The organism is Chryseobacterium sp. RLHN22 (genome assembly GCF_051011795.1).
Lineage (GTDB): Bacteria > Bacteroidota > Bacteroidia > Flavobacteriales > Weeksellaceae > Chryseobacterium > Chryseobacterium zhengzhouense.
Window position 1 is genome coordinate 65,457 of the sequence record NZ_JBPCHW010000009.1, and the last position, 26,233, is coordinate 91,689.

The 26,233-nt window shown below is 35.9% G+C and carries 21 protein-coding genes; all 21 read left to right on the forward strand.

Translation table 11 applies throughout. From position 1 onward, the window contains the following. Positions 1 to 46 precede the first annotated feature (46 nt). Entirely contained in the window at positions 47 to 691 is a 645-nt protein-coding gene (locus tag ACR1PN_RS11045) for a hypothetical protein (RefSeq protein WP_433980074.1), read from the forward strand. Between the two features lie 64 nt (positions 692 to 755). Further along, a complete protein-coding gene (locus ACR1PN_RS11050; RefSeq protein ID WP_433980075.1) occupies positions 756 to 2,765 on the forward strand; it encodes a thrombospondin type 3 repeat-containing protein in 2,010 nt (669 codons plus the stop codon). 6 nt (positions 2,766 to 2,771) lie between these two features. After that, positions 2,772 to 3,305 (forward strand): hypothetical protein, encoded by a 534-nt coding sequence (locus tag ACR1PN_RS11055; protein WP_433980076.1) that lies wholly within the window; start codon positions 2,772 to 2,774, stop codon positions 3,303 to 3,305. 186 nt (positions 3,306 to 3,491) lie between these two features. Continuing rightward, entirely contained in the window at positions 3,492 to 3,896 is a 405-nt protein-coding gene (locus ACR1PN_RS11060) for a hypothetical protein (RefSeq protein WP_433980077.1), read from the forward strand. Positions 3,897 to 4,626: 730 nt separating this feature from the next. Continuing rightward, positions 4,627 to 5,295: a hypothetical protein gene (locus tag ACR1PN_RS11065; RefSeq protein ID WP_433980078.1), complete on the forward strand. Its 669-nt coding sequence runs from the start codon at positions 4,627 to 4,629 to the stop codon at positions 5,293 to 5,295. Positions 5,296 to 5,419: 124 nt separating this feature from the next. Beyond that, positions 5,420 to 6,097, forward strand: coding sequence for a hypothetical protein (locus ACR1PN_RS11070; protein WP_433980079.1), 678 nt, complete (start codon positions 5,420 to 5,422; stop codon positions 6,095 to 6,097). Positions 6,098 to 6,102: 5 nt separating this feature from the next. Beyond that, positions 6,103 to 8,055: a hypothetical protein gene (locus tag ACR1PN_RS11075; protein ID WP_433980080.1), complete on the forward strand. Its 1,953-nt coding sequence runs from the start codon at positions 6,103 to 6,105 to the stop codon at positions 8,053 to 8,055. Positions 8,056 to 8,072: 17 nt separating this feature from the next. Next, positions 8,073 to 8,642: a hypothetical protein gene (locus ACR1PN_RS11080; protein WP_433980081.1), complete on the forward strand. Its 570-nt coding sequence runs from the start codon at positions 8,073 to 8,075 to the stop codon at positions 8,640 to 8,642. A gap of 455 nt (positions 8,643 to 9,097) precedes the next feature. Next, the gene (gene rpoB / locus ACR1PN_RS11085) at positions 9,098 to 12,919 is read left to right on the forward strand and encodes a DNA-directed RNA polymerase subunit beta (protein ID WP_433980082.1); all 3,822 of its coding nucleotides are present in this window, start codon (positions 9,098 to 9,100) and stop codon (positions 12,917 to 12,919) included. 157 nt (positions 12,920 to 13,076) lie between these two features. After that, positions 13,077 to 17,342, forward strand: coding sequence for a DNA-directed RNA polymerase subunit beta' (rpoC, locus tag ACR1PN_RS11090; protein WP_433980083.1), 4,266 nt, complete (start codon positions 13,077 to 13,079; stop codon positions 17,340 to 17,342). 140 nt (positions 17,343 to 17,482) lie between these two features. After that, positions 17,483 to 17,791 carry a DUF3467 domain-containing protein gene (locus ACR1PN_RS11095; RefSeq protein WP_034679169.1) on the forward strand — a complete coding sequence of 103 codons (309 nt, stop codon included), beginning with the start codon at positions 17,483 to 17,485 and terminating at the stop codon, positions 17,789 to 17,791. Positions 17,792 to 17,938: 147 nt separating this feature from the next. Continuing rightward, positions 17,939 to 18,589, forward strand: coding sequence for a Crp/Fnr family transcriptional regulator (locus ACR1PN_RS11100; RefSeq protein ID WP_433980084.1), 651 nt, complete (start codon positions 17,939 to 17,941; stop codon positions 18,587 to 18,589). A 124-nt stretch (positions 18,590 to 18,713) separates the two neighbouring features. After that, the gene (locus ACR1PN_RS11105; protein ID WP_433980085.1) at positions 18,714 to 19,559 is read left to right on the forward strand and encodes a DUF5777 family beta-barrel protein; all 846 of its coding nucleotides are present in this window, start codon (positions 18,714 to 18,716) and stop codon (positions 19,557 to 19,559) included. Positions 19,560 to 19,561: 2 nt separating this feature from the next. Further along, positions 19,562 to 19,900, forward strand: coding sequence for a c-type cytochrome (locus tag ACR1PN_RS11110; protein ID WP_433980086.1), 339 nt, complete (start codon positions 19,562 to 19,564; stop codon positions 19,898 to 19,900). An 11-nt stretch (positions 19,901 to 19,911) separates the two neighbouring features. After that, complete coding sequence (locus ACR1PN_RS11115) at positions 19,912 to 20,454, forward strand: YceI family protein (protein WP_433980087.1); 543 nt, start codon at positions 19,912 to 19,914, stop codon at positions 20,452 to 20,454. Beyond that, positions 20,454 to 20,984 (forward strand): ankyrin repeat domain-containing protein, encoded by a 531-nt coding sequence (locus tag ACR1PN_RS11120; protein WP_433980088.1) that lies wholly within the window; start codon positions 20,454 to 20,456, stop codon positions 20,982 to 20,984. Before ACR1PN_RS11115 ends, ACR1PN_RS11120 begins: the two co-directional genes overlap by 1 nt. A 2-nt stretch (positions 20,985 to 20,986) precedes the next feature. Then, positions 20,987 to 21,751, forward strand: a complete 765-nt coding sequence (locus ACR1PN_RS11125; RefSeq protein WP_433980089.1) for a T9SS type A sorting domain-containing protein — start codon at positions 20,987 to 20,989, stop codon at positions 21,749 to 21,751. Between the two features lie 155 nt (positions 21,752 to 21,906). Then, positions 21,907 to 22,761 carry a helix-turn-helix domain-containing protein gene (locus tag ACR1PN_RS11130; RefSeq protein ID WP_433980090.1) on the forward strand — a complete coding sequence of 285 codons (855 nt, stop codon included), beginning with the start codon at positions 21,907 to 21,909 and terminating at the stop codon, positions 22,759 to 22,761. Positions 22,762 to 22,861: 100 nt separating this feature from the next. Then, positions 22,862 to 23,344, forward strand: coding sequence for a hypothetical protein (locus ACR1PN_RS11135; protein WP_433980091.1), 483 nt, complete (start codon positions 22,862 to 22,864; stop codon positions 23,342 to 23,344). Between the two features lie 123 nt (positions 23,345 to 23,467). After that, a complete protein-coding gene (locus ACR1PN_RS11140) occupies positions 23,468 to 24,751 on the forward strand; it encodes an ectonucleotide pyrophosphatase/phosphodiesterase (protein ID WP_433980092.1) in 1,284 nt (427 codons plus the stop codon). Positions 24,752 to 24,821: 70 nt separating this feature from the next. Further along, positions 24,822 to 26,150: a carboxylesterase family protein gene (locus ACR1PN_RS11145; RefSeq protein WP_433980093.1), complete on the forward strand. Its 1,329-nt coding sequence runs from the start codon at positions 24,822 to 24,824 to the stop codon at positions 26,148 to 26,150. The last annotated feature ends 83 nt before the right edge of the window (positions 26,151 to 26,233 follow it).

The following is a 26,233-nucleotide window of genomic DNA, read 5'->3' on the forward strand; positions in this document are numbered from 1 at the left end:
GTTTTTATGATAATAATTCGTATTTTTGCACCGCAGAAAAGAGATAATGATAAGACTTTTAAAACTTTTAATTTTGCAATTATTGTTTACGCTAAAACGTAAGATATTTTATCTTTCTTTTATCTGCTTGATACTTTTCAGAAGTGTATTTGTTGCTCAGGATGGGATTGAGTACACGGTTTCAAATTCTCAAATTTCTCTTCAACAAGGTGTTGAAATTTATTCATCTGATGCTTTTTTTAATCAGCAGATTCTTGAAAATAAAATTACTTTAGAAAATTCAAGTTTTATTCTCTTAGAAAATTCTGAAACTTTAAAGCTTACTGCGCAATCGATTGCCCTTACTCTTCCAAAAAAGAATGTAAAAAAGTATAAAAAATGGGTAGATCTGAAAAGTACAAGTAAATCTAAAACTGTCAAGATAACTCTTAACAATTTTAATCAGGATTACTGTGCAAACAATAACAAAACTACAGATTTTAATATTTTTATATGTTCAGGTAGGGATTGTTTAGTTGTTGTCAATTCACAAATACAAAAAGTATTTGCTGAAAATATACTAATCTTAAAACATTCAGGGGGATATCTTAAGGATAAAAAATTCTGCTGTTACAAAAAAAGAGATCATAGAAGTAGCTTCACAAAGGCCTATTCTGTGAGGCCCCCACCAATATTTTTTTCTATTTACTAAAAAATAACCATTGTGAACTTACTTTATTTTAAGAGAAATTACATAAAATATTTAATCTTAAATAATGAAAAAACTTATACAGATAATAATTGTTTTACTATTTAATTTACATTATGCTCAAACAGTCTTTCTGGAAGATTTCGGAACAAGCCTGTCACCAAACACAACCAATGATTACGGTAGAAAAACCTCTCCTTATGTTCCGACAGCATCTTTTAATTACGGAACTTCAAAAGCCCACTCTAATAGTTATACAGATACTAATATTGATAATTCATATTATGCTGTTGTTGCCCCTGAATTTATATATTCCGGAGTAGTTCCGGGATATTACTTCTGGACTTTGCCGGATCCTTCCACACCACCATTTGAAGGTGCTAACAGATATACGGAAGATCATACGGCGGGCGATACCCATGGTGCCGTATTAGCGATTAATGCACAAGCTCCCAACACAGCTTTCTATGAAAGAAACTTTAGCTTTGCAGCAGATTCATATTATGAAGTTTCGTTTTGGATTTATGTGGTTAATCAGACTACACAAACAAGATTATCAATTAAAGACCCTGTTTCAGGTTCCGAACTTGGTGGTGTTTCTACAGGAGCAATCACCGCTCCGTCATCTGATTGGCAGGAATACAAGCTTACTTTCAAAACTCCTACAGGAAGTTGTAACAATACAGTAGCTACGCTTTCACTGCAAAACATTTTTACTGGTGGTAATGGCAATGATTATTACATTGATGATATTGTTGTAAAAAAGCTGACATCACAACCATCTATAATAGATTTTACATTTACTTGCCCTGCCAACAGCATCAGTATTGATTCTGATTCTGACGGAATTGGAAATGACGTAGATTTAGATTCAGATAATGACGGAATACTTGATATTTATGAATGTCCTGATCTTGTCGTTAATACTGATTTTAATTCAACTAATGGTAATACAGTTACTTTTATGGCTCCGGCTGCTGATTTAGGATTTATTTTTGACGTATATAGTTTGGATAATTCTTTTAATCTAAACATTAATGGGGTTAATCTGGCTGTGAACGAAATAGAATTCCAATATGATCAGACTGATAATATAAGATTTGAAGATGGTTCACGATATGGTTTAGGAGGAGTTCCCCACATTTATTCTATGACAGGTAATGCCTCCAATCCCTTAGTAAGAGTTATTATACACAAAAATGGTAGTGTCGAAATGTTTGGAAGTAAGTCTTCTAACGGGCATTTATATCCTCTAAAACTTTATAATGGGAATTATTTTAATACAATTAATTGGAATAGAACGGGTAGCAATACCGTTGTTCTAAGTCAAAGTGTTGTAGGAGTTACCTATATAACGGGTAATGGTAGAGGTGTGAAGAATGGTTTCTGTGATCCTGATGGTGATGGGATCTCTAATCAATTTGATACTGATAGTGACGGTGATGGCTGTCCTGATGCAATAGAAGGCTCTGAATTTGTAAAATATGAGCAGGTTCATGCATTAAATTTGCCAATGAGTGATCCCAATTATAATTATCGAGGTCAGATAAAAGTTTTAGCGGACGGTATTACAACAGGTAGTCCGGTTCAGGTGGTCAGTAAAACTGCTCAATCAAACGGGGTTCCGGAATTAGTCAATCCTGCTTCTGAAAATACTTCAGGTAATAATGGAATTGCAGATAATACTGATCAGATACCTACGTCAGAAGTCGGACAGGGAATTGGTTCAAGCCAGGACTTTACAATCAACGGATGTATTTGTTACAACCCTGCAAATATCACAGGAACTCCACGACTAACTACTCAACACGGTATTACATCCTTAAACAGAGCTGAAAACTCAACAGATAAATGGCCAATAGTAAGAACTGGAGCATGGACTGCTCTAGAATCGAAAACAAAAGGGTTTGTACCCAACAGATTAACTACTTCCCAAATAAAATCAATTCCTGAAACTGAGCTGAGAGAAGGAATGATGGTTTATAATATTACAGATGACTGTCTTCAGATCAATACAACCGGTACGGCAACCGGATGGAAATGCTTCACCACTCAAACATGTCCCACAATTAATTAATATAAAATGAAAAATTTAGCTATAATTATTTTCTCGATAATTTCCATGACAGGGTTTTCTCAGGTTGCAATAGGCAAATCATCGGTTTCAAGTAACTCGGTATCTCTTGAGTTTGGAAACCAAAACCGAGGCTTACTTTTACCGTGGGTAACCAATACAGATGATGTTGCAGGAGCGGTTGACGGAACTATGGTCTATGCACTTAATGATAAAAAAGTAAAAGTAAAATATGTGAGCGGATGGAAAGATCTTTCAGTAAATAGTGAAGGTAAGACCATAGATCCTGTTACTAATGTAGATGGGGTTGCAATTCAGGATGCTGCTAACGAGAATCCTAATGCAAAAGTTTCAATCGGTGAGCCTTCATCAACTCCGGGAATTTTGGTTCTGGAAGATACCGATAAGGCGATGATATTGCCAAAAGTTGCTGATCCGCATCTTAATATTATGAATCCCTCACCTGGAATGATGGTCTATGATACTACAAAAAAGCTTTTGGCCGTATTTAACGGAACATTTTGGTCGTATTGGAGATCATAATCTAAAAGCTTTATTAAGTAGCCAGATGATAATAACAAAGAATTATAAGAATATTTTCAGTCATTTTTGTTGTAATTTATGATTTTATTTAAAATAATTTAAATATTAGTGAAAATTATTTACGATTGAACACGCAATATGTATATATTTGCTGCGTTACTCGATCGCTAACTCTAAAAAATTAAATTGAAAATAGCATTTAATTCTAAAATATGTGCAGTTCATACTGCCATTTTACTAATCGTGTTTTGTTTATCTTGTTCATTACTGAAAGCTCAGGTTAAAGATTCTTTAAAGCTTATTCCCAAAGCAAGCATTAGTTTAAAGGATGGAGCAACTCTTTTTTCAGCTGATAAATCTTTCAATCGCCAGATATCGAATAAAAAAATCATACGGGATAAGGCTGCTGTTGCTTATACGAAAAATAAGCAAGGTGGTAAGAATTTGGAAATGACTGAACCAAGAAAGGGTAGTGGCCACATTACAAAAGACTCATTGAAAGAAAAGGAAAAAGGAAAACCTGCAAAAAAAGATAAAAAGAAAGTATCTTATTTTTTTCTAAACAATAATTTTAATAATAAGTACGGCTAGTTTGGTTAAAAAATGTTTGTGGCATGGACTTTGAAAGGTTCTGGGCACCATTAAATCATTTATTATATATCTTTCAGATTATTAAATTCCTCAACTTTACGTTGGGGAATTTTGGTTATAGGTTTAAACAAAACTATGGTAGAATTTTTTAATGGTTTTTATTAGGCATAAAAATTGTTGTAAAAATAATAGATACTTAAACCAAATCATCACTATATTAATTAAAAATCCCCATAGTTTTATTGTAAACTGGGGATTTTTGATAATCAGATATGAGATATACATAATTTGAAATACAAATTATAAAGTTCGAGAATTATGGAAAATAAGAAACAACAGTATTGTCAGCAGTTCCATTGGTTGCATCGTTCATATCGACTGTTATGACTGTATTCACTGCTGTAATATCTTTTCTGAAACGCTTATGTAGACTTTCACATAAGGTTTTCGTGGGATATTCTTCCGTTATTACACCTAAATCTAATACGCTGGGTTTCGTTTTGCTCACACGCACATTCTGAGTATTGCGGGATATATTGATTTGTTAATTCGGATACAATAAAACCTTTCATCATCGGGTAATATTTGCTGTGAGGAATTATGGATTTGAAATATATTTCATAAAGTATTATTAAAAAATATTAATATACAATAATGTTAAATTTAGTACATCCTTTTGTATTATAATTGAATATTATTAGTACTTTTGCAATTCCCTAACTGAACGCAATTGAAAAGAGATTTATTAACTCTTAATTCTGAATTTCAAAACTCAGGCTTTCGAAAAAGCCTGAAAATTCTTTTGCTTTATAGTATTGTAATAATTGTTTGTTTTTGTCAGACTTTACATGCTCAGGTAGACAATGGGACTGATTTTAAAACAAAAATTGTTCTTAGTCAGGGGACAATGATTTATTCTACGGATCCAGACTTCAATGAGCAAATAAGCTCTGGTAAAGTTTCTTTAGAAAATGGAGATGTCTCCTATAAAGGTCAAAAAAATGTTCTGGTAGCGGTCTCTAAAAAATCCCCTTCAGATGATTTCAAAGAAAAGGCATTAGCGGAGAAAAGAAAAGAGCTAAAAAAGAATAGGGAAAAAATTGCGGAGTTTGAGTCCCTTAAGAAAACTTTCGACGCCAAGAATTTACATGCTTTTCCTTCTCAGCAGGAAATTATTTCTCTTACAAATTTAAATCACGAATATCTCTCGCCGGGACAGCGAACGTATGATCTGAATAAGTTTATTGTTTTAGAAAAACAACATCTAAACTGGGGTGTTTTAGATAAGCGGGATATACATAAATATACAAATTACAACAGCAAATCTTTAGATTTCTGTTATGCCCGGGTTTTCTCTGTAAGACCACCTCCCTCACTTCCCATACTTTCTTTTATTTAATGCTTATTAATAAGTGTAAATAAATTCTTTGGCAATATTTTATCTCCAACTATAACAGTCGTTTTTTAGTTGTGGGACTTTCATTGCCTTTTCTTAAAAAAAATATAAAAAATAAATTAATTAAATGAAAAAATGGTACTCAAATTTGACAGTGGGCAAATTGCAATTATTTGCTTTGCTTTTCACTGCAAATTTACTTTTAGCACAAGAGAATCTTAAACAGGAAAAAGAAACGGTGGAAGATGTTACGATATCTTATAATACACCATTTTCGTACTTGTTTAATCCAGAGGTAAGCTGGGAGCTTGCAAATTCAAACGGAGAGCTGATAAGCAGCGGAAAAGGAGACTTTGCTGATAAGATCTTCGATGTTCCGGGGAGCTATATTCTGTCGGTTCACGAAAATCATGTACATACTCAAGGCTCATGTGAACATGCTCAATATCCTTCAAAATTAAACATAACAGTAAGTGACACGAAAATGCAGTTTGACTGGTCTACATTAAAATTTTCAAAAAATATTAAAGGTGGGCAATCTGCAAAAGGTATTGTGGTAACTGTAAATGTACATTACTCTTCTGTAAAAAATGAAAATGCAGTTTATGAATATGGTCTGAAGACTGCCGGTGTAAATACTTCAGTTTTCGGGACGCTGAAAAATAAAACGATATTAAAGCCTGGAGTGAATACGCTTGCTTTTTTGCTTGATGGTGTTGCTGAAAAAGGAAATTACATGATGTTAGACTTTAAAGATATGAACGGACAAGTACAATCATATTCCTTAACTCAAAAAATTCAATAATGATGATGAAAAATATATATGTATTAACAGTGTTTTCGCTTTTCCTAACCGGAATTTTGTCTGGAATAAAAGCGCAATATTGTATTTCCGGATGTAATTCAAATGCTTTTGTGTATAGCACAGATCCGAATACTTTGGAATATGATAATATGATTTCTGTCTTCCATTCATCTATGGCAAAAGAAAAAGACGGAACATTTAAAATTTGGGGACAAGGAGCCGGGAGTGATGGAGTAAAGGCTATTTATACGCCAACAGTTATTGCACCAAATGCTTCGGTTACTACTGTAAATTATAACTATACAGGTAGTCCTTTGAGGGTTGCAGCAGCCAGTGTAGAGGCTAGTTCGCAGCAGTTTGCTATATTAACCACTGATGGATTGTATGTCTGGGGTACAGTGAACACTTTAATTAGTAACAGTATTACCAACAATGCAACATTTAATAAGATAACGGTAAACGGAAAAAGTGATGGTTTACCGCCGGGAGTAAATCCGACTGATGTAAAAATGATGTTTGGTGCTCCCCTTACTCTTGCAATTGTTACATGTACAGGTGAAGCTTGGGTTTTATCTGGTATGGGTTCTAAAAATGGTGATGGAACAGTAGATAATACAGCCAATAGTGGTGTCTGGCACCGTGTGAAAACTGCTGATGCAGGTAATCCCAATCTTGCAAATGTCGTAGCAATGAGAGGATCGCAGTATGCTATGTTTGCTTTAACATCTACAGGAAAGCTTTATACATGGGGAACAAACACCTATATAAATAATGGCGCCGCAGCAGCCAACCGAACTTATGCAACTGAAGTTACAGCGCCTGCCGGTGCAGTTCCTAAAATGATTGGTATGACCCAATATAAATCTACTCAAGCTGCAATACCTACTCACAGCTATTATCTTTTGGCTACCGATGGAAAACTTTATGGGATGGGTAATAACACAAACAAGCAACTGGGAGATGGTACTACAACGGAACGAACAGGATGGGTACAGCCTCAGAAAGTTACAAACCAGAATGGACAGGGAACCGGGGTGTTGGAAAATATAGCCTATATTTCGCCAAATGAGCATTCGACATATTCAAATACAGCGGCAATAAACGTATTAACAACGAATTTTAAGCAATGGGCATGGGGGAATAATTCAGGTAATATGCTGGGAGGCACAAATAGCGGAAATTATGACCCAATCTATATGCCGGGACAATCAACAAATGCTAACGGCTTAAGTGTGACAGATGAAGTGGTGGCTATTGAAACTGGTGGTCATACGACTGTTAACGTTAAAAAATGTTCGCAGTTCTTTGGTTATGTAGGTCATAAAACTAATGGAAGTATGGGGGATGGATCGGAGCTTGGAGGTAATCCTAATACCTACAGTTACTCAACCGCAATTTTAGTGGTTTGTGGTGCTGATGCGGGACCAAGAATTCAGAACTTAAATATTTGTCAGGGTACAACGGCAAACTTGAATAACGCTGTTCAGGAGGCAAACCCTAGTGAAGTAGAATGGCATGCAACTAATGATGTTAATAGTCCTGTTATTGCTAATGTTACATCGGTGGGACCCGGCACTTATTATGGCTTTTTCACAGTAGCTTCAGGGAAATGTAGAATTGTAGGGTCGGTGATTACTGTTGCTTATTATGATGCTGCAGGAGCTTATGCCAACAACTGTACATGTACAAAAGACGGCTCATCAACAACCGGAGGTGCGCCAACAAAATTTGGAATTACGACGCTAAATAAATTGTCGAGATGGCCGGAAGGTGTACCGAATGGTTTTATAGCTTTAGAATCAAAAGATAAAGGGTTTGTTATTACCCGTGTTGCAAATTCTGGAGTGATTACAGAGCCTAAAAAAGGAATGCTAATCTATGATATAGCAGATCAGTGTGTAAAATTATACAACGGATCATTCTGGAGATGTCTGAAAAAAAGCTGTAACGATTATTAATCTAAAATTGAGAAAAAATGAAACTAAATAATATACTTGGAGGGTTTTTAATTTTTGGTGGTTGTCTTGTGAATGCACAAATTGCTATTGGTAAACAGTCTGTTAAAGGTGCAAATACGATTTTAGATTTTGCCGGAGCAACTGCTACGGAAGCTTCTACAGATCCTGCAACAACCAATGAAAACGGGATCATCCTTCCTGCGGTAGCCGCGTCACCTACGTACGGGGCAACTACACCGACTACAAACAACCCGAATAATGGTACATTTATTTTCGATCGTGCATTAAGAATGGTCAGAATGTTTACAAATGGAGCTTGGGTAAATTTATCAGATGCCGGAAATGATATTCCTGTTGATCTGAATAACACAAGCACAGGGCAAAATGGAGGTGTTATCCTTGGTGCAAATACATCCGCTGCTTCTGGGGTATTGGTTCTGGAGTCTGCAAATAAAGCAATGATTTTGCCACATATAAGAAATCCGCATACTACTGTGAAGAGTCCTTATCCGGGGATGATGTGCTATGATACTCAAAGTAATTCTTTGGCAGTATATGACGGATCAAAATGGAATTATTGGAAATAAATCTAATGCAATTCTATAATTATTCAGGCTAAATAAGCATTAAAACAGATTAATAAGATTAATTTGTTAATTCATAACCACTTCATTTTGAAGTGGTTTTTTGTTGTGTATGAAATAAAAATATTGTAAATTTGCAGTCTCTTTTGGCGCTAAAATTAAACATAATACAGTAAAATATTGAAAATCAGCTCTTTCATGGATTTGAAAGAGGGTTTTGTATTTATGGTGTTTCTGTTATTTTAATCCCATCAGATAAAATAAAAATATTTTGCACTACGCCGTGAAAAGATATACCGGTGTTGCAGTTAGATTTGATAAAGATTTAAAACAATGTAAATAAGGTCCTTACGTGAGCGCCAAAACACTTTTGCTTTTTTACTTTTGTCTTGTTTCTTTCTCAATCTGATATTTTTGAATAAAAACAAAATATTTTTTAACCCTTTCTTAAAAGTTTTATGAGTAAAACAACATCAACAACTAGGGGAGTGGAGAGAATTAATTTCTCTTCGGCTAAAGGAAAAATCATTACTCCGGATTTCTTGGATATCCAGTTGGAGTCTTTTAAAGAGTTTTTCCAGTTAGATACACTTCCTGAGGACAGAAAGAAAGAAGGTTTGCACAAGACCTTCCAGGAAAACTTTCCAATTACCGATTCCAGAAACCAGTTTGTACTTGAGTTTTTAGATTATTTGGTAGATTCACCACGTTACTCAATCGATGAGTGTGTGGAAAGAGGTTTAACGTATTCAGTTCCTCTGAAGGCGAGACTTAAATTGTACTGTACAGACCCTGAGCATGAGGATTTCCAAACTGTAGTTCAGGATGTTTATTTAGGTCCGGTTCCTTATATGACTCCGTCTGGTTCATTCATTATCAATGGAGCAGAGCGTGTTATCGTAACTCAGCTACACAGATCTCCTGGGGTATTCTTCGGGCAGACTTACCACGCAAACGGAACTAAACTTTATTATTCAAGAATTATTCCTTTCAAAGGATCTTGGATGGAATTTACGACCGATATCAACAGCGTAATGTACGCGTATATCGACCGTAAGAAAAAATTACCATTAACGACTTTATTAAGAGCGATCGGTTTTGAATCTGATAAGGATATCCTTCAGATCTTCGACCTTGCTGAAGAAGTGAAAGTTTCTAAAGCTGCCCTTAAAAAAGTAGAAGGAAGAGTATTGGCTGCGAGAGTATTGAACACTTGGTTCGAAGATTTCGTAGACGAAGATACCGGTGAGGTAGTTTCTATCGAAAGAAACGAAATCATCCTGGATAGAGAGACTGTTCTTGAAAAAGAACATTTAGATCTTATTCTTGACGCTGGTGTGAAATCGATTCTGATTCACAAAGAAAACAGCAACGAATTCTCTATCATCCAGAATACATTACAGAAAGACCCTACCAACTCTGAGAAGGAAGCGGTAGAGTATATTTATCGTCAGTTAAGAAATGCAGATCCGCCAGATGAGGAAACTGCAAGAGGAATTATTGAAAAATTATTCTTCTCTGAGCAAAGATATTCATTAGGTGAAGTTGGGCGTTACAGACTAAACAAAAAATTAGGTCTGAATATTCCTGATACAACTGAAGTTCTTACAAAAGAAGATATCATTGCGATTGTAAGACACTTGATCGAGTTGGTAAACTCTAAAGCTGAGGTTGATGATATCGACCACTTATCAAACAGAAGAATTAAAACTGTGGGTGAGCAATTGGCAGGTCAGTTCGGTGTAGGTCTTTCAAGAATTGCAAGAACAATCAAGGAAAGAATGAACGTTAGAGATAACGAAATCTTTACTCCGCTTGATCTTGTTAATGCTAAAACTTTAACATCAGTAATTAACTCGTTCTTTGGTACCAACCAGCTTTCTCAGTTCATGGACCAGACCAACCCGCTTTCAGAAATCACGCACAAGCGTAGACTTTCTGCATTAGGACCTGGTGGTTTATCAAGAGAAAGAGCAGGTTTCGAGGTTCGAGACGTTCACCATACGCACTATGGAAGAATTTGTCCGATTGAAACTCCGGAAGGACCAAACATCGGTTTGATTTCATCTTTAGGTATCTATGCTAAAATCAATACTTTAGGTTTCATCGAAACTCCTTATAGAAAAGTAGAAAACGGTAAAGTTGATTTAAATGCAGATCCGATTTACTTAAATGCAGAAGACGAAGAAGATAAAGTAATTGCTCAGGCAAACGTTGAGTTGAGCGATAGCGGAGACTTCGAAACAGACAGAATTATTGCGCGTCTAGACGGTGATTATCCTGTTGTTGAGCCTTCTGAAGTTAATTTGATCGACGTTGCACCAAACCAGATTTCTGGTATTTCAGCTTCATTAATTCCTTTCTTGGAGCATGATGATGCGAACCGTGCTTTGATGGGATCAAACATGATGCGTCAGGCTGTGCCATTGTTGAAGCCACAGGCTCCGATCGTAGGTACTGGTCTGGAGCAGCAGGTTGCTAAAGATTCAAGAATTTTGATCAATGCTGAAGGTACAGGTACTGTAGAATATGTAGATGCTGACAAAATCGTTATCAAATACGAAAGAAGCGAAGACGAAGATCTAGTATCATTCGAATCTGCTACGAAAACATATAATCTTACTAAGTTCAGAAAAACCAACCAGAGTACAACCATTACTTTAAGACCAAACGTAAGAGTAGGTGAAACAGTAGAAAAAGGACAGGTTCTTTGCGACGGTTATGCTACTGAAAACGGAGAATTGGCTCTTGGTAGAAACTTAGTGGTTGCGTTCATGCCTTGGAAGGGTTATAACTTCGAGGATGCGATCGTAATCAACGAAAAAGTGGTTCGTGAAGACTGGTTTACTTCAATTCACGTGGATGAATATTCTCTTGAAGTTCGTGATACCAAATTAGGTATGGAAGAGCTTACTGCAGATATTCCAAACGTTTCTGAAGAAGCTACGAAAGATCTTGACGAGAATGGTATGATCAGAATCGGTGCTGAAGTGAAGCCTGGTGATATCATGATTGGTAAGATCACTCCAAAAGGTGAATCTGACCCGACTCCTGAAGAAAAACTTCTTAGAGCAATCTTCGGTGACAAAGCTGGTGATGTGAAAGATGCTTCATTGAAAGCAGATTCATCATTAAGAGGTGTTGTTATCGATAAAAAATTGTTCTCAAGAAACATTAAAGATAAAAAGAAAAGAACTGAAGAAAAACTGAAGCTTGAAGAGATTGAAAACACTTATAAAGCTAAGTTTGATGAGTTGAGAAATAATTTAATTGAAAAATTAAATACACTGGTAAGCGGTAAGACTTCTCAGGGAGTTACCAACGACTTAGATGAAGAAATCATCGGTAAAGGTGTGAAATTTACTCACAAATTATTGACTTCAGTTGAAGACTATGTAAACGTAAGCGGTGCAGATTGGACAGTTGATAACGATAAGAATGAATTAATTAAACAGTTAATTCACAACTATAAAATCAAATTCAACGATATTCAGGGAGTTAAAAACCGTGAGAAATTCGCAATTTCTATCGGAGATGAGCTTCCTGCAGGTATCATGAAGTTGGCTAAAGTGTATATCGCTAAAAAACGTAAACTGAACGTAGGAGATAAAATGGCGGGTCGTCACGGTAACAAAGGTATCGTTTCGAGAATCGTTCGTGAAGAAGATATGCCATTCCTTGAAGACGGAACACCGGTAGATATCGTATTGAATCCACTTGGGGTACCTTCTCGTATGAACATCGGTCAGATCTACGAAACTGTTCTTGGATGGGCAGGTAGAAAATTAGGATTGAAGTTCGCTACGCCAATCTTCGACGGAGCAAGTCTTGATCAGATTACTGAGTACACTGAGAAAGCAGGTCTTCCTAAATTCGGTCACACGCACCTTTATGATGGTGGTACCGGAGAGAGATTTACACAGGCTGCGACAGTGGGTATCATTTACATGTTGAAATTAGGTCACATGGTTGATGACAAAATGCACGCACGTTCTATCGGTCCTTACTCATTGATTACTCAGCAGCCGTTAGGAGGTAAAGCTCAGTTTGGTGGTCAGAGATTCGGGGAGATGGAGGTTTGGGCTCTTGAAGCATTCGGAGCATCAAATATCTTGAGAGAAATCCTGACAGTGAAGTCGGATGACGTGATTGGTAGAGCAAAAACTTATGAAGCGATTGCGAAAGGTGAAGCAATGCCTGAACCAGGTATTCCGGAATCATTCAACGTATTACTTCACGAGTTACAAGGTCTTGGATTAGACGTAAGACTGGAAGAATAATTTGAAATTTGAGGTTTGAAATTTGAAATTCTCTTCGCAGGATTTCAGGAATGTTTCAAATCCCAACTTCTGAATAAATTTTATAAAATTGATTAATGATGTTTGAGTAAACAATCTCAAATATCAAATGTCAAATTTCAAATTAATTTAAAAAATTATGTCAAATAAAAATAAATCAAGTAGATTTAATAAAATAACCATCGGTTTAGCTTCTCCTGAGTCTATTTTACAAGACTCAAGAGGTGAAGTTCTTAAACCGGAAACTATTAACTACAGAACGCATAAACCTGAAAGAGATGGTTTGTTCTGCGAAAAGATCTTCGGTCCTATCAAGGATTACGAATGTGCTTGTGGTAAATACAAGAGAATTCGTTACAAAGGGATCGTTTGTGACCGTTGTGGTGTAGAGGTTACAGAGAAAAAAGTACGTAGAGAGAGAATCGGTCACATCAACCTTGTTGTTCCTATCGCTCACATCTGGTATTTCCGTTCTTTACCGAACAAAATCGGTTACCTTTTAGGAATTCCTTCTAAGAAATTAGATATGATCATCTACTACGAAAGATATGTAGTGATCCAGCAAGGTATTGCTAAGAAATTAGACGGTTCTGATTTCGAAAGCATGGAGTTCTTAACAGAAGAAGAGTATCTGGATATTATGGAAACTCTTCCGATCGAAAACCAGTATCTTGACGATTCTGATCCAAACAAATTCATCGCTAAAATGGGTGCTGAAGCTGTTGAGGAATTATTAAAAAGAATCGATCTTGATGCATTGTCTTTCGACTTGAGACACAAAGCTCACAATGAAGGTTCAAAACAAAGAAGAACTGAAGCTCTTAAAAGATTAAATGTTGTAGAAGCATTGAGAGGTGCTAATACAAGAATGATCAACAGACCGGAGTGGATGATTATGCGTGTGCTTCCGGTTATCCCGCCAGAACTAAGACCATTGGTTCCGTTGGATGGTGGACGTTTCGCTACTTCCGATTTGAATGACCTTTACAGAAGAGTTATCATTAGAAACAACCGTTTGAAGAGATTATTGGAGATCAAAGCTCCGGAAGTAATCTTGAGAAACGAGAAGCGTATGCTTCAGGAATCAGTAGATTCATTATTCGATAATACAAGAAAATCTTCTGCAGTAAAATCTGAATCAAACAGACCATTGAAATCACTTTCAGATTCATTGAAAGGTAAGCAGGGTCGTTTCCGTCAGAACTTACTAGGGAAAAGGGTGGATTACTCTGCGCGTTCGGTAATTGTTGTAGGTCCAAACTTACAGCTTCACGAGTGTGGTATTCCTAAAGATATGGCTGCGGAATTATACAAACCGTTTATCATTAGAAAACTAATTGAGAGAGGTATTGTAAAAACAGTAAAATCTGCAAAGAGAATTATTGATAGAAAAGAACCGGTAGTTTACGATATCCTGGAAAACGTGATGAAAGGTCACCCTGTTCTACTGAACAGAGCACCTACGCTTCACAGACTGGGTATTCAGGCTTTCCAACCTAAGATGATCGAAGGTAAGGCAATCCAGCTACACCCATTGGTAACAACAGCATTCAACGCCGATTTCGACGGTGACCAGATGGCGGTACACTTACCGTTAGGCCCTGAAGCGATCCTTGAAGCTCAGTTATTGATGTTAGGTTCTCAAAACATCTTGAACCCGGCAAACGGTTCCCCGATTACGGTACCTTCTCAGGACATGGTTCTTGGTCTTTATTTCATGACTAAAGAATTAAGTTCTACTGAAGATATGAAAGTAAAAGGTGAAGGTCTTGCTTTCTATTCTCCTGAAGAAGCGGAAATCGCTTATGCAGAAGGCAGAGTATCTTTAAATGCTAAAGTAAGATGTAGACTACCAGTTAAAGAAGACGGACAAATCGTTACAAGATTAATCGAAACTTCAGTAGGTAGAATCTTATTCAACCAGATTGTACCTAAACAAGTGGGATATATTAATGAGCTTTTAACTAAGAAATCATTAAGAAACGTTATCGGTAAGATCCTTGCTGATACAGATTTCCCTACAACAGTGAAGTTCCTGGATGCAATGAAAGACTTAGGATATTCAAACGCATTTAAAGGAGGTCTTTCGTTCTCATTAGGGGATATTGTAGTTCCTGTTGAGAAAAAGCAGATGATTGCACAATCAATCGAAACTGTAGACGAAATTAGAGCTAACTATAACATGGGTCTAATTACTGATACAGAACGTTATAACCAGGTAATCGACGTTTGGACTAATACCAACGCAGGATTAACTGAAATGATCATGAGCAGAATGAAGGTTGACCAAGGTGGATTTAACTCTGTATACATGATGCTTGACTCTGGAGCGAGGGGTTCTAAGGAACAGATCCGTCAGTTATCAGGGATGAGAGGTTTGATGGCGAAACCGCAGAAAGCTGGTTCTACCGGTGCGGAGATCATCGAAAACCCGATCCTTGCAAACTTTAAAGAAGGTCTTTCCATCCTAGAATATTTTATCTCTACCCACGGTGCTCGTAAAGGTCTTGCGGATACCGCTCTTAAAACCGCCGATGCTGGTTACTTAACAAGAAGATTGGTAGACGTTGCCCAGGACGTTATCGTTACAGAAGACGACTGTGGAACGTTAAGAGGTACAGAAGTTACTGCACTTAAGAAAAATGACGAGATTGTTGAAAAAATCTCTGAAAGAATCTTAGGTAGAGTATCTTTACACAATATCTACGATCCTGAAAGTGATGAATTAATCGCTGAAGCAGATCAGGTAATTACTGAGCAGTTAGCGAAGAGAATTGAAGAAGCAGGATTAGAAGCTGTTGAAGTACGTTCTCCACTTACTTGTGAAACTAAAAAAGGTATCTGTGCTAAATGTTATGGTAGAAACCTAGCTACAGGTAAGATGATCCACATGGGTGAGGCAGTAGGTGTAATTGCAGCACAGTCAATTGGGGAACCGGGAACTCAGCTTACATTGAGAACCTTCCACCAAGGGGGTACAGCAGGTAACGTATCAGAAAATCCTTCAATTGTTGCAAGAAGAGACGGTATCGTTGAAATGGATGAGGTAAGAACGATTACTTCTGAAGATGAAAACGGTAATACAACTGAAGTTGTAGTTTCTCGTTCAACAGAATTCAGATTGGTTGCTGATAACGAAGCAAGAACTCCATTAATGGTTGCTAACGTTCCTTACGGATCTATATTATCTGTAAAACCAGGTGATAAAGTGAAAAAAGGAGATACAATCTGTAGATGGGATGCTTACAACGCAGTAATCATTGCTGAAACTTCAGGTAAAGTAGAATACGAAGATATTATCCAAGGGGTTTCATTCCAGTTGGAGATCGACGAAGCTACAGGTTTCGAAGAAAAAGTAATCTCTGAATCTAGAAATAAGAAGGCAGTACCTACTTTAAAAGTAGTAGATTCTAAAGGTGTTGAACAAAAAGGATACAACTTACCTGTAGGAGCTCACTTAATGGTAAACGATGGTGAGAAAATTAAGGCTGGTAAAGTCTTAATAAAAATCCCGAGAAAATCTGCAAAAGCAGGGGATATCACCGGAGGTCTTCCGAGAGTTACCGAATTATTCGAAGCAAGAAACCCTTCAAACCCGGCGGTTGTTACAGAAATCGATGGGGTAGTTTCTTACGGAAAAATTAAGAGAGGTAACCGTGAATTGATCGTTGAGGCTAAAACTGGTGAAAGAAAAATTTATTTAGTTAAATTATCAAACCAGATCTTGGTACAGGAGAATGACTTCGTGAGAGCTGGTTCGCCACTTTCTGACGGTTCAATCACTCCGGAAGATATCTTGAGAATTAAAGGCCCAACTGCAGTTCAGGAATATTTAGTAAATGAAATTCAGGAAGTTTACCGTCTTCAGGGGGTAAAAATCGACGACAAGCACTTCGAAATCATCGTAAGACAGATGATGACAAAAGTTTCTATCGTTGACGGAGGTGATACTCAGTTCCTTGAAGGAGCTCTGGAGCACAAATACGATTTCTTGGAAGAAAACAACAGAGTATTTGGTCTTAAGGTAGTTACTGAAGCCGGAGATTCTAAAGTATTCAAGCCAGGACAGATGATCACTGCAAGAGAATTGAGAGACGAAAACTCTAAACTGAAGCGTGAAGATCAGGCATTAGTTGAGGTAAGAGAAGCTTTACCCGCTACAGCAACGCCTGTATTGCAAGGTATTACAAGAGCTGCTCTTCAGACCAAGTCGTTCATGTCTGCAGCATCGTTCCAGGAAACTACGAAAGTTCTTAACGAAGCAGCTGTTGCCGGTAAGATCGATGCATTGAATGGTCTTAAAGAAAATGTAATTGTAGGACACAGAATTCCTGCAGGGACAGGTCTTAAAGAGTACCAGAATGTAATCGTAGGTTCTAAGAAAGAATTCGAAGACTTAAACTAATATGAGTTTCGTGTTTCGGGATGCACATTTTGTATCCCGAATCACGCATCTCGAAGTAAAATAAATAAAAAATAATGTTCAGGCTTCAAAGTTTTTTTTATTTTTGAAACTTGAACTTTTTAAAACATTAAATAAGAAAAATGGACAATCAAAATCAAAACAACGATCCTAACAACATCAACATCCAGCTTAACGAAATGGTAGCTTCTGGAGTTTACTGTAACCTAGCTTTGGTAAACCACTCTCCATCTGAGTTTGTTGTAGATTTCATCCAGTTGATGCCGGGTGTACAACAGGCAAACGTAAGATCAAGAGTAATCTTGGCTCCGCTTCATGCTAAGAGAGTTTTAGAAGCTCTTAAGCAAAATGTTGCTAACTATGAGCAGCAATTCGGAGAAATCAAAGAAGTTGAGCCTTTCGTATTAGGAGGAAACAACGTTAACGCATAGGATTTCTTATACATAAAAAGGATGCCCCAGTAAAAAACTGGGGCATTTTTATTTTACCTGAACTAATATAATTCTAAAAAATCCAAATAAAAATTGTAATACAGATTTCTCAATTGATTATCTTTGTTTTTGGATATGATTCAAAATATGATAAATAATCAATTTATTTCAGATAAATTTGGTTTTCTTGGTAATGATTTTTCAACAGAGCTTAAAAAGCATGCGATTCTAACGAATATTAAAGCTAAAACGGAAGTCATCAGAGAAGGTCAGAAAAATAAATTTGTTCCCTTTTTAATCAAAGGATTAATCAGGGTGTTTTCTTTAAATGATGGCAGGGAACTTATTTATTATTATATCAGACCGAATGACAGCTGTCTGATGACATTCTCGTCTATTTTTACAGATTATACAAGCAGGATTTATGCTGTGGCAGAAGAAGATTCTGAAGTTATTCTGATTCCTGTTGCTGTGGTGCATGAATGGCTGATAAAATTTCCTCAGATCAACAGACTTTTTTATGGCGAATACGAAAAGCGTTTTGCTGATGTCATGGATATGGTAAATGATGCTGTTTTTCATAAGCTTGATAAAAGAGTTCTGAATTATATTAAACAACAGATTTCTGCTACAGGAAACAATCCTATTAAGCTTACCCACAGAGAAATTGCCAATCATTTGGGAACTTCAAGAGAAGTAGTGAGCCGAGTTTTGAAAAAAGTTGAGAATGAAGGAGAAATTTTTCAGACAAAAGAAGGAATAAAATTGCCTGTAAATGAAAATGTTAGATTAAGCTAATAAATATTATTTAAAACTTTTAACATTCTGATTGATAAAAACAATTCACTCGGTGACTTTTATCACCAAGTTTTAGAAGCATAAGTCTATAAGTTTGTCATACGAATAATAAACAATTATGTGTATGACAAAAACTCTCCTTTTTTTGTCAGTATTTACTTCAGGTTTTGCCTTTGCACAGGAAGACCTTTTGAAAGATATTGACACCATTCAAACAAAAAACACCGAAACTTCACCGCCTGCTTTTAAAGCACTCCAGATTGTCACGGGGCAGTCTACAAAACTTTCTGCAAAAAACGAATGGTACGTTGTAATAGCGCACCGTTTCGGAGACGTAAGCAAAGGTTTCAAAGATTTCTTCGGATTAGATGATGCTTCTACCAAATTGGGTGTAATTTATGGTGTTACAGACGGGCTTTCTTTAAGTCTTTCCAGAGAAACCAATCTGAAAACTTTTGAAGGTGGTGCAAAATACAAATTGCTAAAACAAAGTGAAAATTTCCCGCTTGATGTAGTAGGTTACAATGTAATGGCTGTAAATACGGATCTCAGCACAGACAATTATCCTCATCTAAAATTTGGGGATCGTCTTTCCTATCTTACCCAGGCTTTAATTTCAAGAAGATTTAATGAAAATTTTTCCTTGCAGTTAACGCCATCTTATGTTCACAAAAACCTTTACGAACCAATGGTTGAAGACAAAAATCAGTTCCTTACAGGTTTGGGCGGTCGTTACAAGATTTCAAAAAGAATCTCTATCAACGCCGAATATTTTGTGAATTTCGATAATCACAGTTTTTATAAAAATCCGTTATCAATCGGCATGGATATAGAAACCGGGGGACATGTGTTCCAGCTTTTATTTACCAACTCCCAGCTGAATTCAGATATTGGTTATCTCACCAACGCTTCCGGAAAATGGGAGAAAGGGCAGATTTTCTTTGGGTTTAATCTTTATAGAGTTTTTTAATTATGAAAAAGTTGATGTACATCATTTCATCGGCAGTAGTTTTAGTTGCCTGTGATAGCAGAACCTATGAAGAGATTTCAGACAAAACTCCTGTTGCAGAAGTAGTAACTTACAACAAAGATGTGAAACCTATCATTGAAACGAATTGCGTCAGTTGCCATTCTCCGGGAGTACAGGCTTTAACGAACTATTCTCAGGTGAAAAATAATATCGATAATATTATTGACAGAATCAGCAGACCAACAGGAGATCCATTGAAAATGCCCCAAGGCGGAAGTTTATCTCCATCACAAATCACGATCATTACAAAATGGAAAGCCGATGGACTGTCCGAAAATTAAAAATTATTAATATGAAAAATCTGATACTATTAATCACCGCATTAGGTCTTGCAAATATGGTTTCTGCTCAGAAATATTCTACCAAAACGGGAAAAGTAACGTTTGAAGCATCTGTGCCATTATTTGAAGACGTTTTTGCGCAGGATGATAACAATGTTGCCATAATTAATGCCGACAACGGAGACTTCGCATCAGTTTCTACAGTGAAAAATTTTCATTTTAAGGTGAAGCTAATGGAAGAGCATTTTAACGAAAGCTATGCAGAAACTGCGAAATATCCTAAGGCAACTTTTAGAGGTAAAATTGCAAACTTTGATAAAACAAAACTGACCGCATCACCTCAAAAATATACGGTTCAGGGAACCTTGAATTTCCATGGGGTAGATAAATCGATGAATTCTACAGCTTCAATTTACACCAAAGATGGTAAAGTTTATATGCAGGGAACATTTGTGGCAAGACCGGCAGATTTTAAAGTAACTATTCCTAAAATGGTTATGAAAAAAGTAGCTGAAAATGTAAATGTCGAATACAATTATATACTTTCAAAATAATGAAAAAGATATTTTTTATTTTAAATATTATCCTGGGTTTCACAATAATGTCGGCTCAGGAAAAAGCAAAATCTATTTTTGATGTGGCAAGAAGTGGAACTGTGGCTGAAGTAAAAGAACTGATGAAACAGAACCCAAACATCATTAACGAAACCAATGAAAATGGCTTTTCACCATTAATTTTAGCTTGTTACAGAGGAAATACTGAAGTAGCAAAATTTCTTATCGACCATGTAAAAGATGTCAACTACAAAAGCAGTGAGGGAACCGCGTTGGCAGCATTGTCATTTAGATATCAAAAAGATTTGGTAGAAGCACTTCTTGCCAAAAATGCAAACCCGAATATTGCAGATGTCACAGGAACAACTCCTCTGATTTGGGCTGTAAAAACCGGTAATGAAGAACTCGTTAAATTACTCCTTTCTCACAGGGCCGACAAAAACCAGGCAGACAGTCAGGGGGTAAAACCTTTTGAATATGCCATTCAGACTCAGAAAAACAATATCATCAATCTCTTAAAAAATAATTAATTATGAAATCAAAACTTTTATCTATTGCAATGTTTTTTGCTGCAAATGCGCTTGCTTTTGCACAATATAGTTCGGCACTTTTTCCGGTGGGAACTACCGGAGTGTCGGTTAAACTTGAAACTACACCATCCATAGTAAGGGTAACTCTTGTTGGACCCAGCAATTCTTACCTTGCAATCGGAGCAGGTACATCCGGAATGGCAAATGGTGCAGACGGATTTATATACAGTGATGCTTCGACACGTGACTATGGCTTTACAGGTGTGGGAATTCCACCAACACCTGATGCAGTACAAGATTGGACAGTAGTTTCAAATACCGTTTCAGGAACCACAAGAACAGTGATTGCAACAAGGTCTCTTAATGGAGGTCCCGGAGATATCCCGATACCTAATGCAGCGGGAAATCTTGAAATTTTTGTTGCGAGAGGTAATAATACTCTTACACTTTCTAATCATGGAGGTGCGAACAGAGGTTATGCCACTTTAGTGATGGCATTTGATGCAAGTTTAGCGACAAGTGAGGCACATCCGGATGTAAAGCAAAGATTTAAAATCTATCCGAACCCTGCGAAAGGAACAGTCAATTTTGAAAATGTAGACAAAATTAAATCCGTAGACATTTACGAATCTACCGGAAGAAAAGTAAAAACAATGAAGGTTGACGGGGCAAATATTGACGTTTCTGATTTGAAATCAGGAAATTATTATTTCGAAATCACTTTGAAAGACGGTAGTTTATATTATGAAAAACTGATTAAAGAATAATTCTTAATAAGAGTAGAATTTCAAATCCTGAGAACCTTGAGCTCTCGGGATTTTTTAATTCAAAAAACAAAGATGTTTTTTAATACATTAAAATATCAAAGCTTTCATCTTCAAAACTATTTGAATAAATTTACCTTCGCAATCATGTATTCATTATGATAATCGATCACAAAAAATATGACCTTTTCGGAAAACCTCTGCTTCATAAACTGGTTTTGAAGTCACCTTTTACATTTGATTTTCCGATAACGGATAATGCTTGCTTTTTGTATATGTTGGAAGGAGAAATGCAGTACAAATTAGATGATGAAAAAATAAAACTTCCGGGAAAACATTCATTATTTCAAAACTGTATCAAATCTGACAAACAGATCAGTAATGAAAGCATGAATCACAACAATGAGATCGTCATTATTAATTTCCATCCGGATATTCTCAAAAAAATATACAACAAAGAACTGCCGCTTTTATTAAAATCTCAAAAAAGTGTGGTTTCTAATCAATCTATTGAGCATATTAATAATGATTTTCTGATTCAAAAATACATTGAAGGACTATTGTTTTATTTTGAAAACCCAGCTTTGGTGAATGAAGATATTCTGGTGCTGAAACTGAAAGAAATTATACTTTTACTTTCTCAGACACAGAATGTGGAAGCAATACAAATTATATTATCACAACTTTTTTCACCTACTTCTTACACTTTCAGACAAATCATCGAAGCTCATTTGTTTTCCCAAATAACGATTGAAGAGCTTGCGAAATATAACAATCTGAGTGTTTCTTCCTTCAAAAGAGAATTTGCAAAACTCTACAACGATACGCCTGCGAATTTTATAAGAACGAAAAAGCTCGAAAAAGCTGCTAGAATGCTTTCTGTTTCTGATGTACGCATTTCTGATATTGCCTTTGAATGTGGGTTTAATGATCTTGCCAATTTCACAAGAAGTTTTACCGAAAAATATAATATTTCGCCCACAAAATATCGATTGAACCAAAATGATAAATAATTGAACCAATCTGCAAAAATTTTTTATTGAATCTGTTGCAATTTTGTAGTGTCAATAAAGACATTCAGTTAAAAAAAACAAACATTCAAAAAAAATTAAAATGGGATTATCAGTTTTAGGAATTTTCCATACAATAATCGGTGTTATTGCCATTGTAGCAGCTTTAGTATCATTTGTAAGATTCGGAAAAATTAATTTGGGGAACATTACAGGCAAAATATATTTTTATTTTACCATCATCACTTCACTTACTGCTTTGGGACTTTCAAAACATGGTGGTTTTAATGCGGGTCATATTTTATCGTTAATCATTTTGATTCTCGTAGCTGTAGCATTTTATCTTCATAACAAAAAACCAGGGAACAATAAAGCCCGTTACTTCGAAAATTTTCTGATGTCTTTCAGCTTTCTTCTATCGATGCTTCCAACCGTCAATGAAACGCTTACAAGAGTTCCGGTGGGACATCCTTTAGCTAAAGATATCAACGATCCTTTAATTGGAAAAACATTACTGATTATTTTTATGCTTTTCGTGATAGGTTCTGTTTATCAGGTTATTAAACAAATAAAAATCAATAAATAAGAAATTATTTCATAATATATTAATGAGCTTAAAACAGTATCTTTTATCATATTTAAACTTATTTTAATATTTTAAACTTTTGTGAGAAATTTTTGGAGGTTACCTTTGTACAAAATTTTTATAATGAAAAAAGTATTGGCATTGTTAATGCTGATTGTTTCTCTGACAATATTCGCTCAAAAAGGAACAGTTGATACTGCTCAAATTGTAATTCCAGACCGTTATAATGATGCTGAAGCGATGCAGAAACCGTATGTTATTATGATTTCTGCCGATGGCTTCCGGTATGATTATACTAAAAAATATAATGCTGAAAATCTCCTGAAGTTCTCTAAAGAAGGTATTCAGGCAAAAGCAATGCTTCCAAGCTATCCAAGTATCACATTTCCGAATCATTGGACTTTAATTACAGGATTATATCCTTCTCATCACGGCTTAATTGATAATTATTTCTACGATTATAAGTTGAAAAAAGCCTACGCAATGAGCAACCGGCAAAATGCAGAAGACGGAAGTTGGTATGGCGGAATTCCTTTATGGAGTCTTGCTGAAAAGCAAAATGTAATCAATGCATCTTTACAATGGGTAGGTTCTGCAAGTGATGCGGGAGGAATCAGGCCGACATATTATTATCCGTATCATGAAAAATTTACACCATCAGAAAAAGTTAATAAAGTCATTAACTGGTTAAAGCTTCCAGAAGATAAAAGACCGCATTTTATTTCATTATATTTTCCGGAAGTCGATGGGGCAGGACATCATTTTGGTCCTGAAGCCAAAGAAACTGAAGTTGCCGTTCAATTGGTAGACAATGCTATCGGAGAACTGGTTCGGAAGGTAAATGATTTAGGCTTAAAAAATGTAAATTTTGTCTTTGTTTCAGATCACGGAATGATCAAAGTTGATGGCGGAAATCCTCTTGAGATTCCTCAAATACTTTTTGATGCCAATAGATTCGATTTTTATAATTCACAGACTTTGCTTAGAGTTTATGTGAAAAATCCCGATGAGGTAAAAAAGGTTTATAAAGATTTGAAAGCCGGTAAAACAGATGATTATGAAGTGTATTTGGACAAGAAATTACCAAAATATCTTCATTTTGCAACGAAAGATGATAAGTACAATCGGATCGGGCAGATTTTATTAATTCCGAATGCTCCAAAAATATTTTTGGAAAAAGGGAAGAAAACCTCCGTCGGAAAACACGGTTACAACCCGAGAATTGTTCCCGAAATGAAAGCTACATTCCTTGCTTGGGGACCGGAATTTAAAGAAAATCTCGTCATTGATGAGTTTGAAAATATTAATGTTTATCCTTTGGTTGCTGAAATTTTACGCTTAAAACCAGATCAGTCTATCGATGGAAAATTAAAGATTCTAAAACCGATTCTTAAAGAAAGAAAGTGATATAAAAGTGTTAAATGTTAAAAAACTTTTCGACATTTGTATAAAATAAGTTCATTAAAATAAAAGATTAATGACCTCCCATCACAATATCAATACTCATATTTTTAAAGTACCCTTCGGAAAGATCTTAGCCTTGAAAGGCAACGGAATTTTAAAAGCTAAAAACATTCGTTATGCCTACTCGGAAAGATTTAAAAAGCCGGTTCCTGTTAAGCCGTCTGAAGAAATTATTTTTCCTGAAAAAACTCCGGTTTGCCCGCAGAGTATCAGTCCGCTTCTTGAGAAGATGATTGGAAGGACCAATCTTGACGATTTTGAAGTTGATGAGTCTCCACAATACGTCTCTGTTTTCAGGCCGGATAATATCAGTGATAATGAAAAACTGCCTGTTATAGTTTGGATTCATGGTGGTTCATATGAAATTGGTTGTGGTGATTTATCCACGGCAGATCCTACTGATTGGGTAAAAGAGCAGAATGTTATTATTGTTTCTGTTTCGTACCGTTTAGGGATTTTCGGATTTCTTGGCGGAAGTAATCAAAGACCTGCCAATTTAGGTTTATTTGATATTATCGAAGCCTTAAAATGGATTAAAAAGAATATTGCCGCTTTTGGCGGAGATACAGAAAACATTACGCTTTTCGGGCAATCTTCTGGTGGGGATGCAATTGCTCATCTGATGATTTCGGAGGGAACTAAGGATTTATTTAAAAGAGTGATTATTCACAGTGCGCCTTTAGGTTTAAGAAAAAATCGGCAAAAAATGGTTGCAGAATTTTTGAAAAATACTAAGATGTTTGATGATAAATCTGATGTTTTAGAAATTATAGAAAACTATAAAAATTTTGTTCCTTCATTCTTTAAATATGGTCTAAAAGCCGCAATGCCTTTCGGGACTCAATATGATTTTCCACCTCTATGCAATGAAAATGAAGCAGAAGAGAAATGGAAAAAGAATGCAGAAAATATTGATGTTCTGATCGGTCTAAATGATGAAGAAACTTCTTTTTATCTGAAAGCATCCGAAACTTTAAATAAATATATTCCGGGAAAAATTCTAAATAAAGCCATTCGTGTGACCACAGAAATAATTTATGGAAGACCAGCGAAAGAATTTGCAGAAAACTATGCTGAAGCCGGAGGTAATGTGTATCTATTTAGAATTCATCCCCGATTGAAAGCAGCCAATCATTTTTTAGGGGCGCATGCAATAGATTTACCTTTTATTTTCGGAAACCAAGCCGCATGGAAAGATGCGGAAATTTTAAAAAATATTCCCTGGAGCTACATTGATGAAAACGGGAAAAAACTAAGAAAACTCTGGACTGAATTTGCCAAAACCGGAAAAATCTCAGATAATTCAGAAAGACCGGAAATTCTTGATGTTTACAAAGTCTAATGTTATATGATGTAAAAAAAATCTGGTCAATCTTCTAAACCTGCATGAGAAAATCATTACATTTTTTTAAAAATTTTATTGAA

What these genes read in the sequence shown, in the direction of transcription:
- ACR1PN_RS11045 (WP_433980074.1), top strand. Translation starts at nt 47, where the DNA reads ATGATAAGACTTTTAAAACTTTTAATTTTGCAATTATTGTTTACGCTA.
- ACR1PN_RS11050 (WP_433980075.1), top strand. Translation starts at nt 756, where the DNA reads ATGAAAAAACTTATACAGATAATAATTGTTTTACTATTTAATTTACAT.
- ACR1PN_RS11130 (WP_433980090.1), top strand. Translation starts at nt 21,907, where the DNA reads ATGATAATCGATCACAAAAAATATGACCTTTTCGGAAAACCTCTGCTT.
- ACR1PN_RS11100 (WP_433980084.1), top strand. Translation starts at nt 17,939, where the DNA reads ATGATAAATAATCAATTTATTTCAGATAAATTTGGTTTTCTTGGTAAT.
- ACR1PN_RS11140 (WP_433980092.1), top strand. Translation starts at nt 23,468, where the DNA reads ATGAAAAAAGTATTGGCATTGTTAATGCTGATTGTTTCTCTGACAATA.
- ACR1PN_RS11135 (WP_433980091.1), top strand. Translation starts at nt 22,862, where the DNA reads ATGGGATTATCAGTTTTAGGAATTTTCCATACAATAATCGGTGTTATT.
- ACR1PN_RS11055 (WP_433980076.1), top strand. Translation starts at nt 2,772, where the DNA reads ATGAAAAATTTAGCTATAATTATTTTCTCGATAATTTCCATGACAGGG.
- ACR1PN_RS11125 (WP_433980089.1), top strand. Translation starts at nt 20,987, where the DNA reads ATGAAATCAAAACTTTTATCTATTGCAATGTTTTTTGCTGCAAATGCG.
- ACR1PN_RS11095 (WP_034679169.1), top strand. Translation starts at nt 17,483, where the DNA reads ATGGACAATCAAAATCAAAACAACGATCCTAACAACATCAACATCCAG.
- rpoB (WP_433980082.1), top strand. Translation starts at nt 9,098, where the DNA reads ATGAGTAAAACAACATCAACAACTAGGGGAGTGGAGAGAATTAATTTC.
- ACR1PN_RS11110 (WP_433980086.1), top strand. Translation starts at nt 19,562, where the DNA reads ATGAAAAAGTTGATGTACATCATTTCATCGGCAGTAGTTTTAGTTGCC.
- ACR1PN_RS11070 (WP_433980079.1), top strand. Translation starts at nt 5,420, where the DNA reads ATGAAAAAATGGTACTCAAATTTGACAGTGGGCAAATTGCAATTATTT.
- ACR1PN_RS11120 (WP_433980088.1), top strand. Translation starts at nt 20,454, where the DNA reads ATGAAAAAGATATTTTTTATTTTAAATATTATCCTGGGTTTCACAATA.
- rpoC (WP_433980083.1), top strand. Translation starts at nt 13,077, where the DNA reads ATGTCAAATAAAAATAAATCAAGTAGATTTAATAAAATAACCATCGGT.
- ACR1PN_RS11105 (WP_433980085.1), top strand. Translation starts at nt 18,714, where the DNA reads ATGACAAAAACTCTCCTTTTTTTGTCAGTATTTACTTCAGGTTTTGCC.
- ACR1PN_RS11115 (WP_433980087.1), top strand. Translation starts at nt 19,912, where the DNA reads ATGAAAAATCTGATACTATTAATCACCGCATTAGGTCTTGCAAATATG.
- ACR1PN_RS11080 (WP_433980081.1), top strand. Translation starts at nt 8,073, where the DNA reads ATGAAACTAAATAATATACTTGGAGGGTTTTTAATTTTTGGTGGTTGT.
- ACR1PN_RS11075 (WP_433980080.1), top strand. Translation starts at nt 6,103, where the DNA reads ATGAAAAATATATATGTATTAACAGTGTTTTCGCTTTTCCTAACCGGA.
- ACR1PN_RS11145 (WP_433980093.1), top strand. Translation starts at nt 24,822, where the DNA reads ATGACCTCCCATCACAATATCAATACTCATATTTTTAAAGTACCCTTC.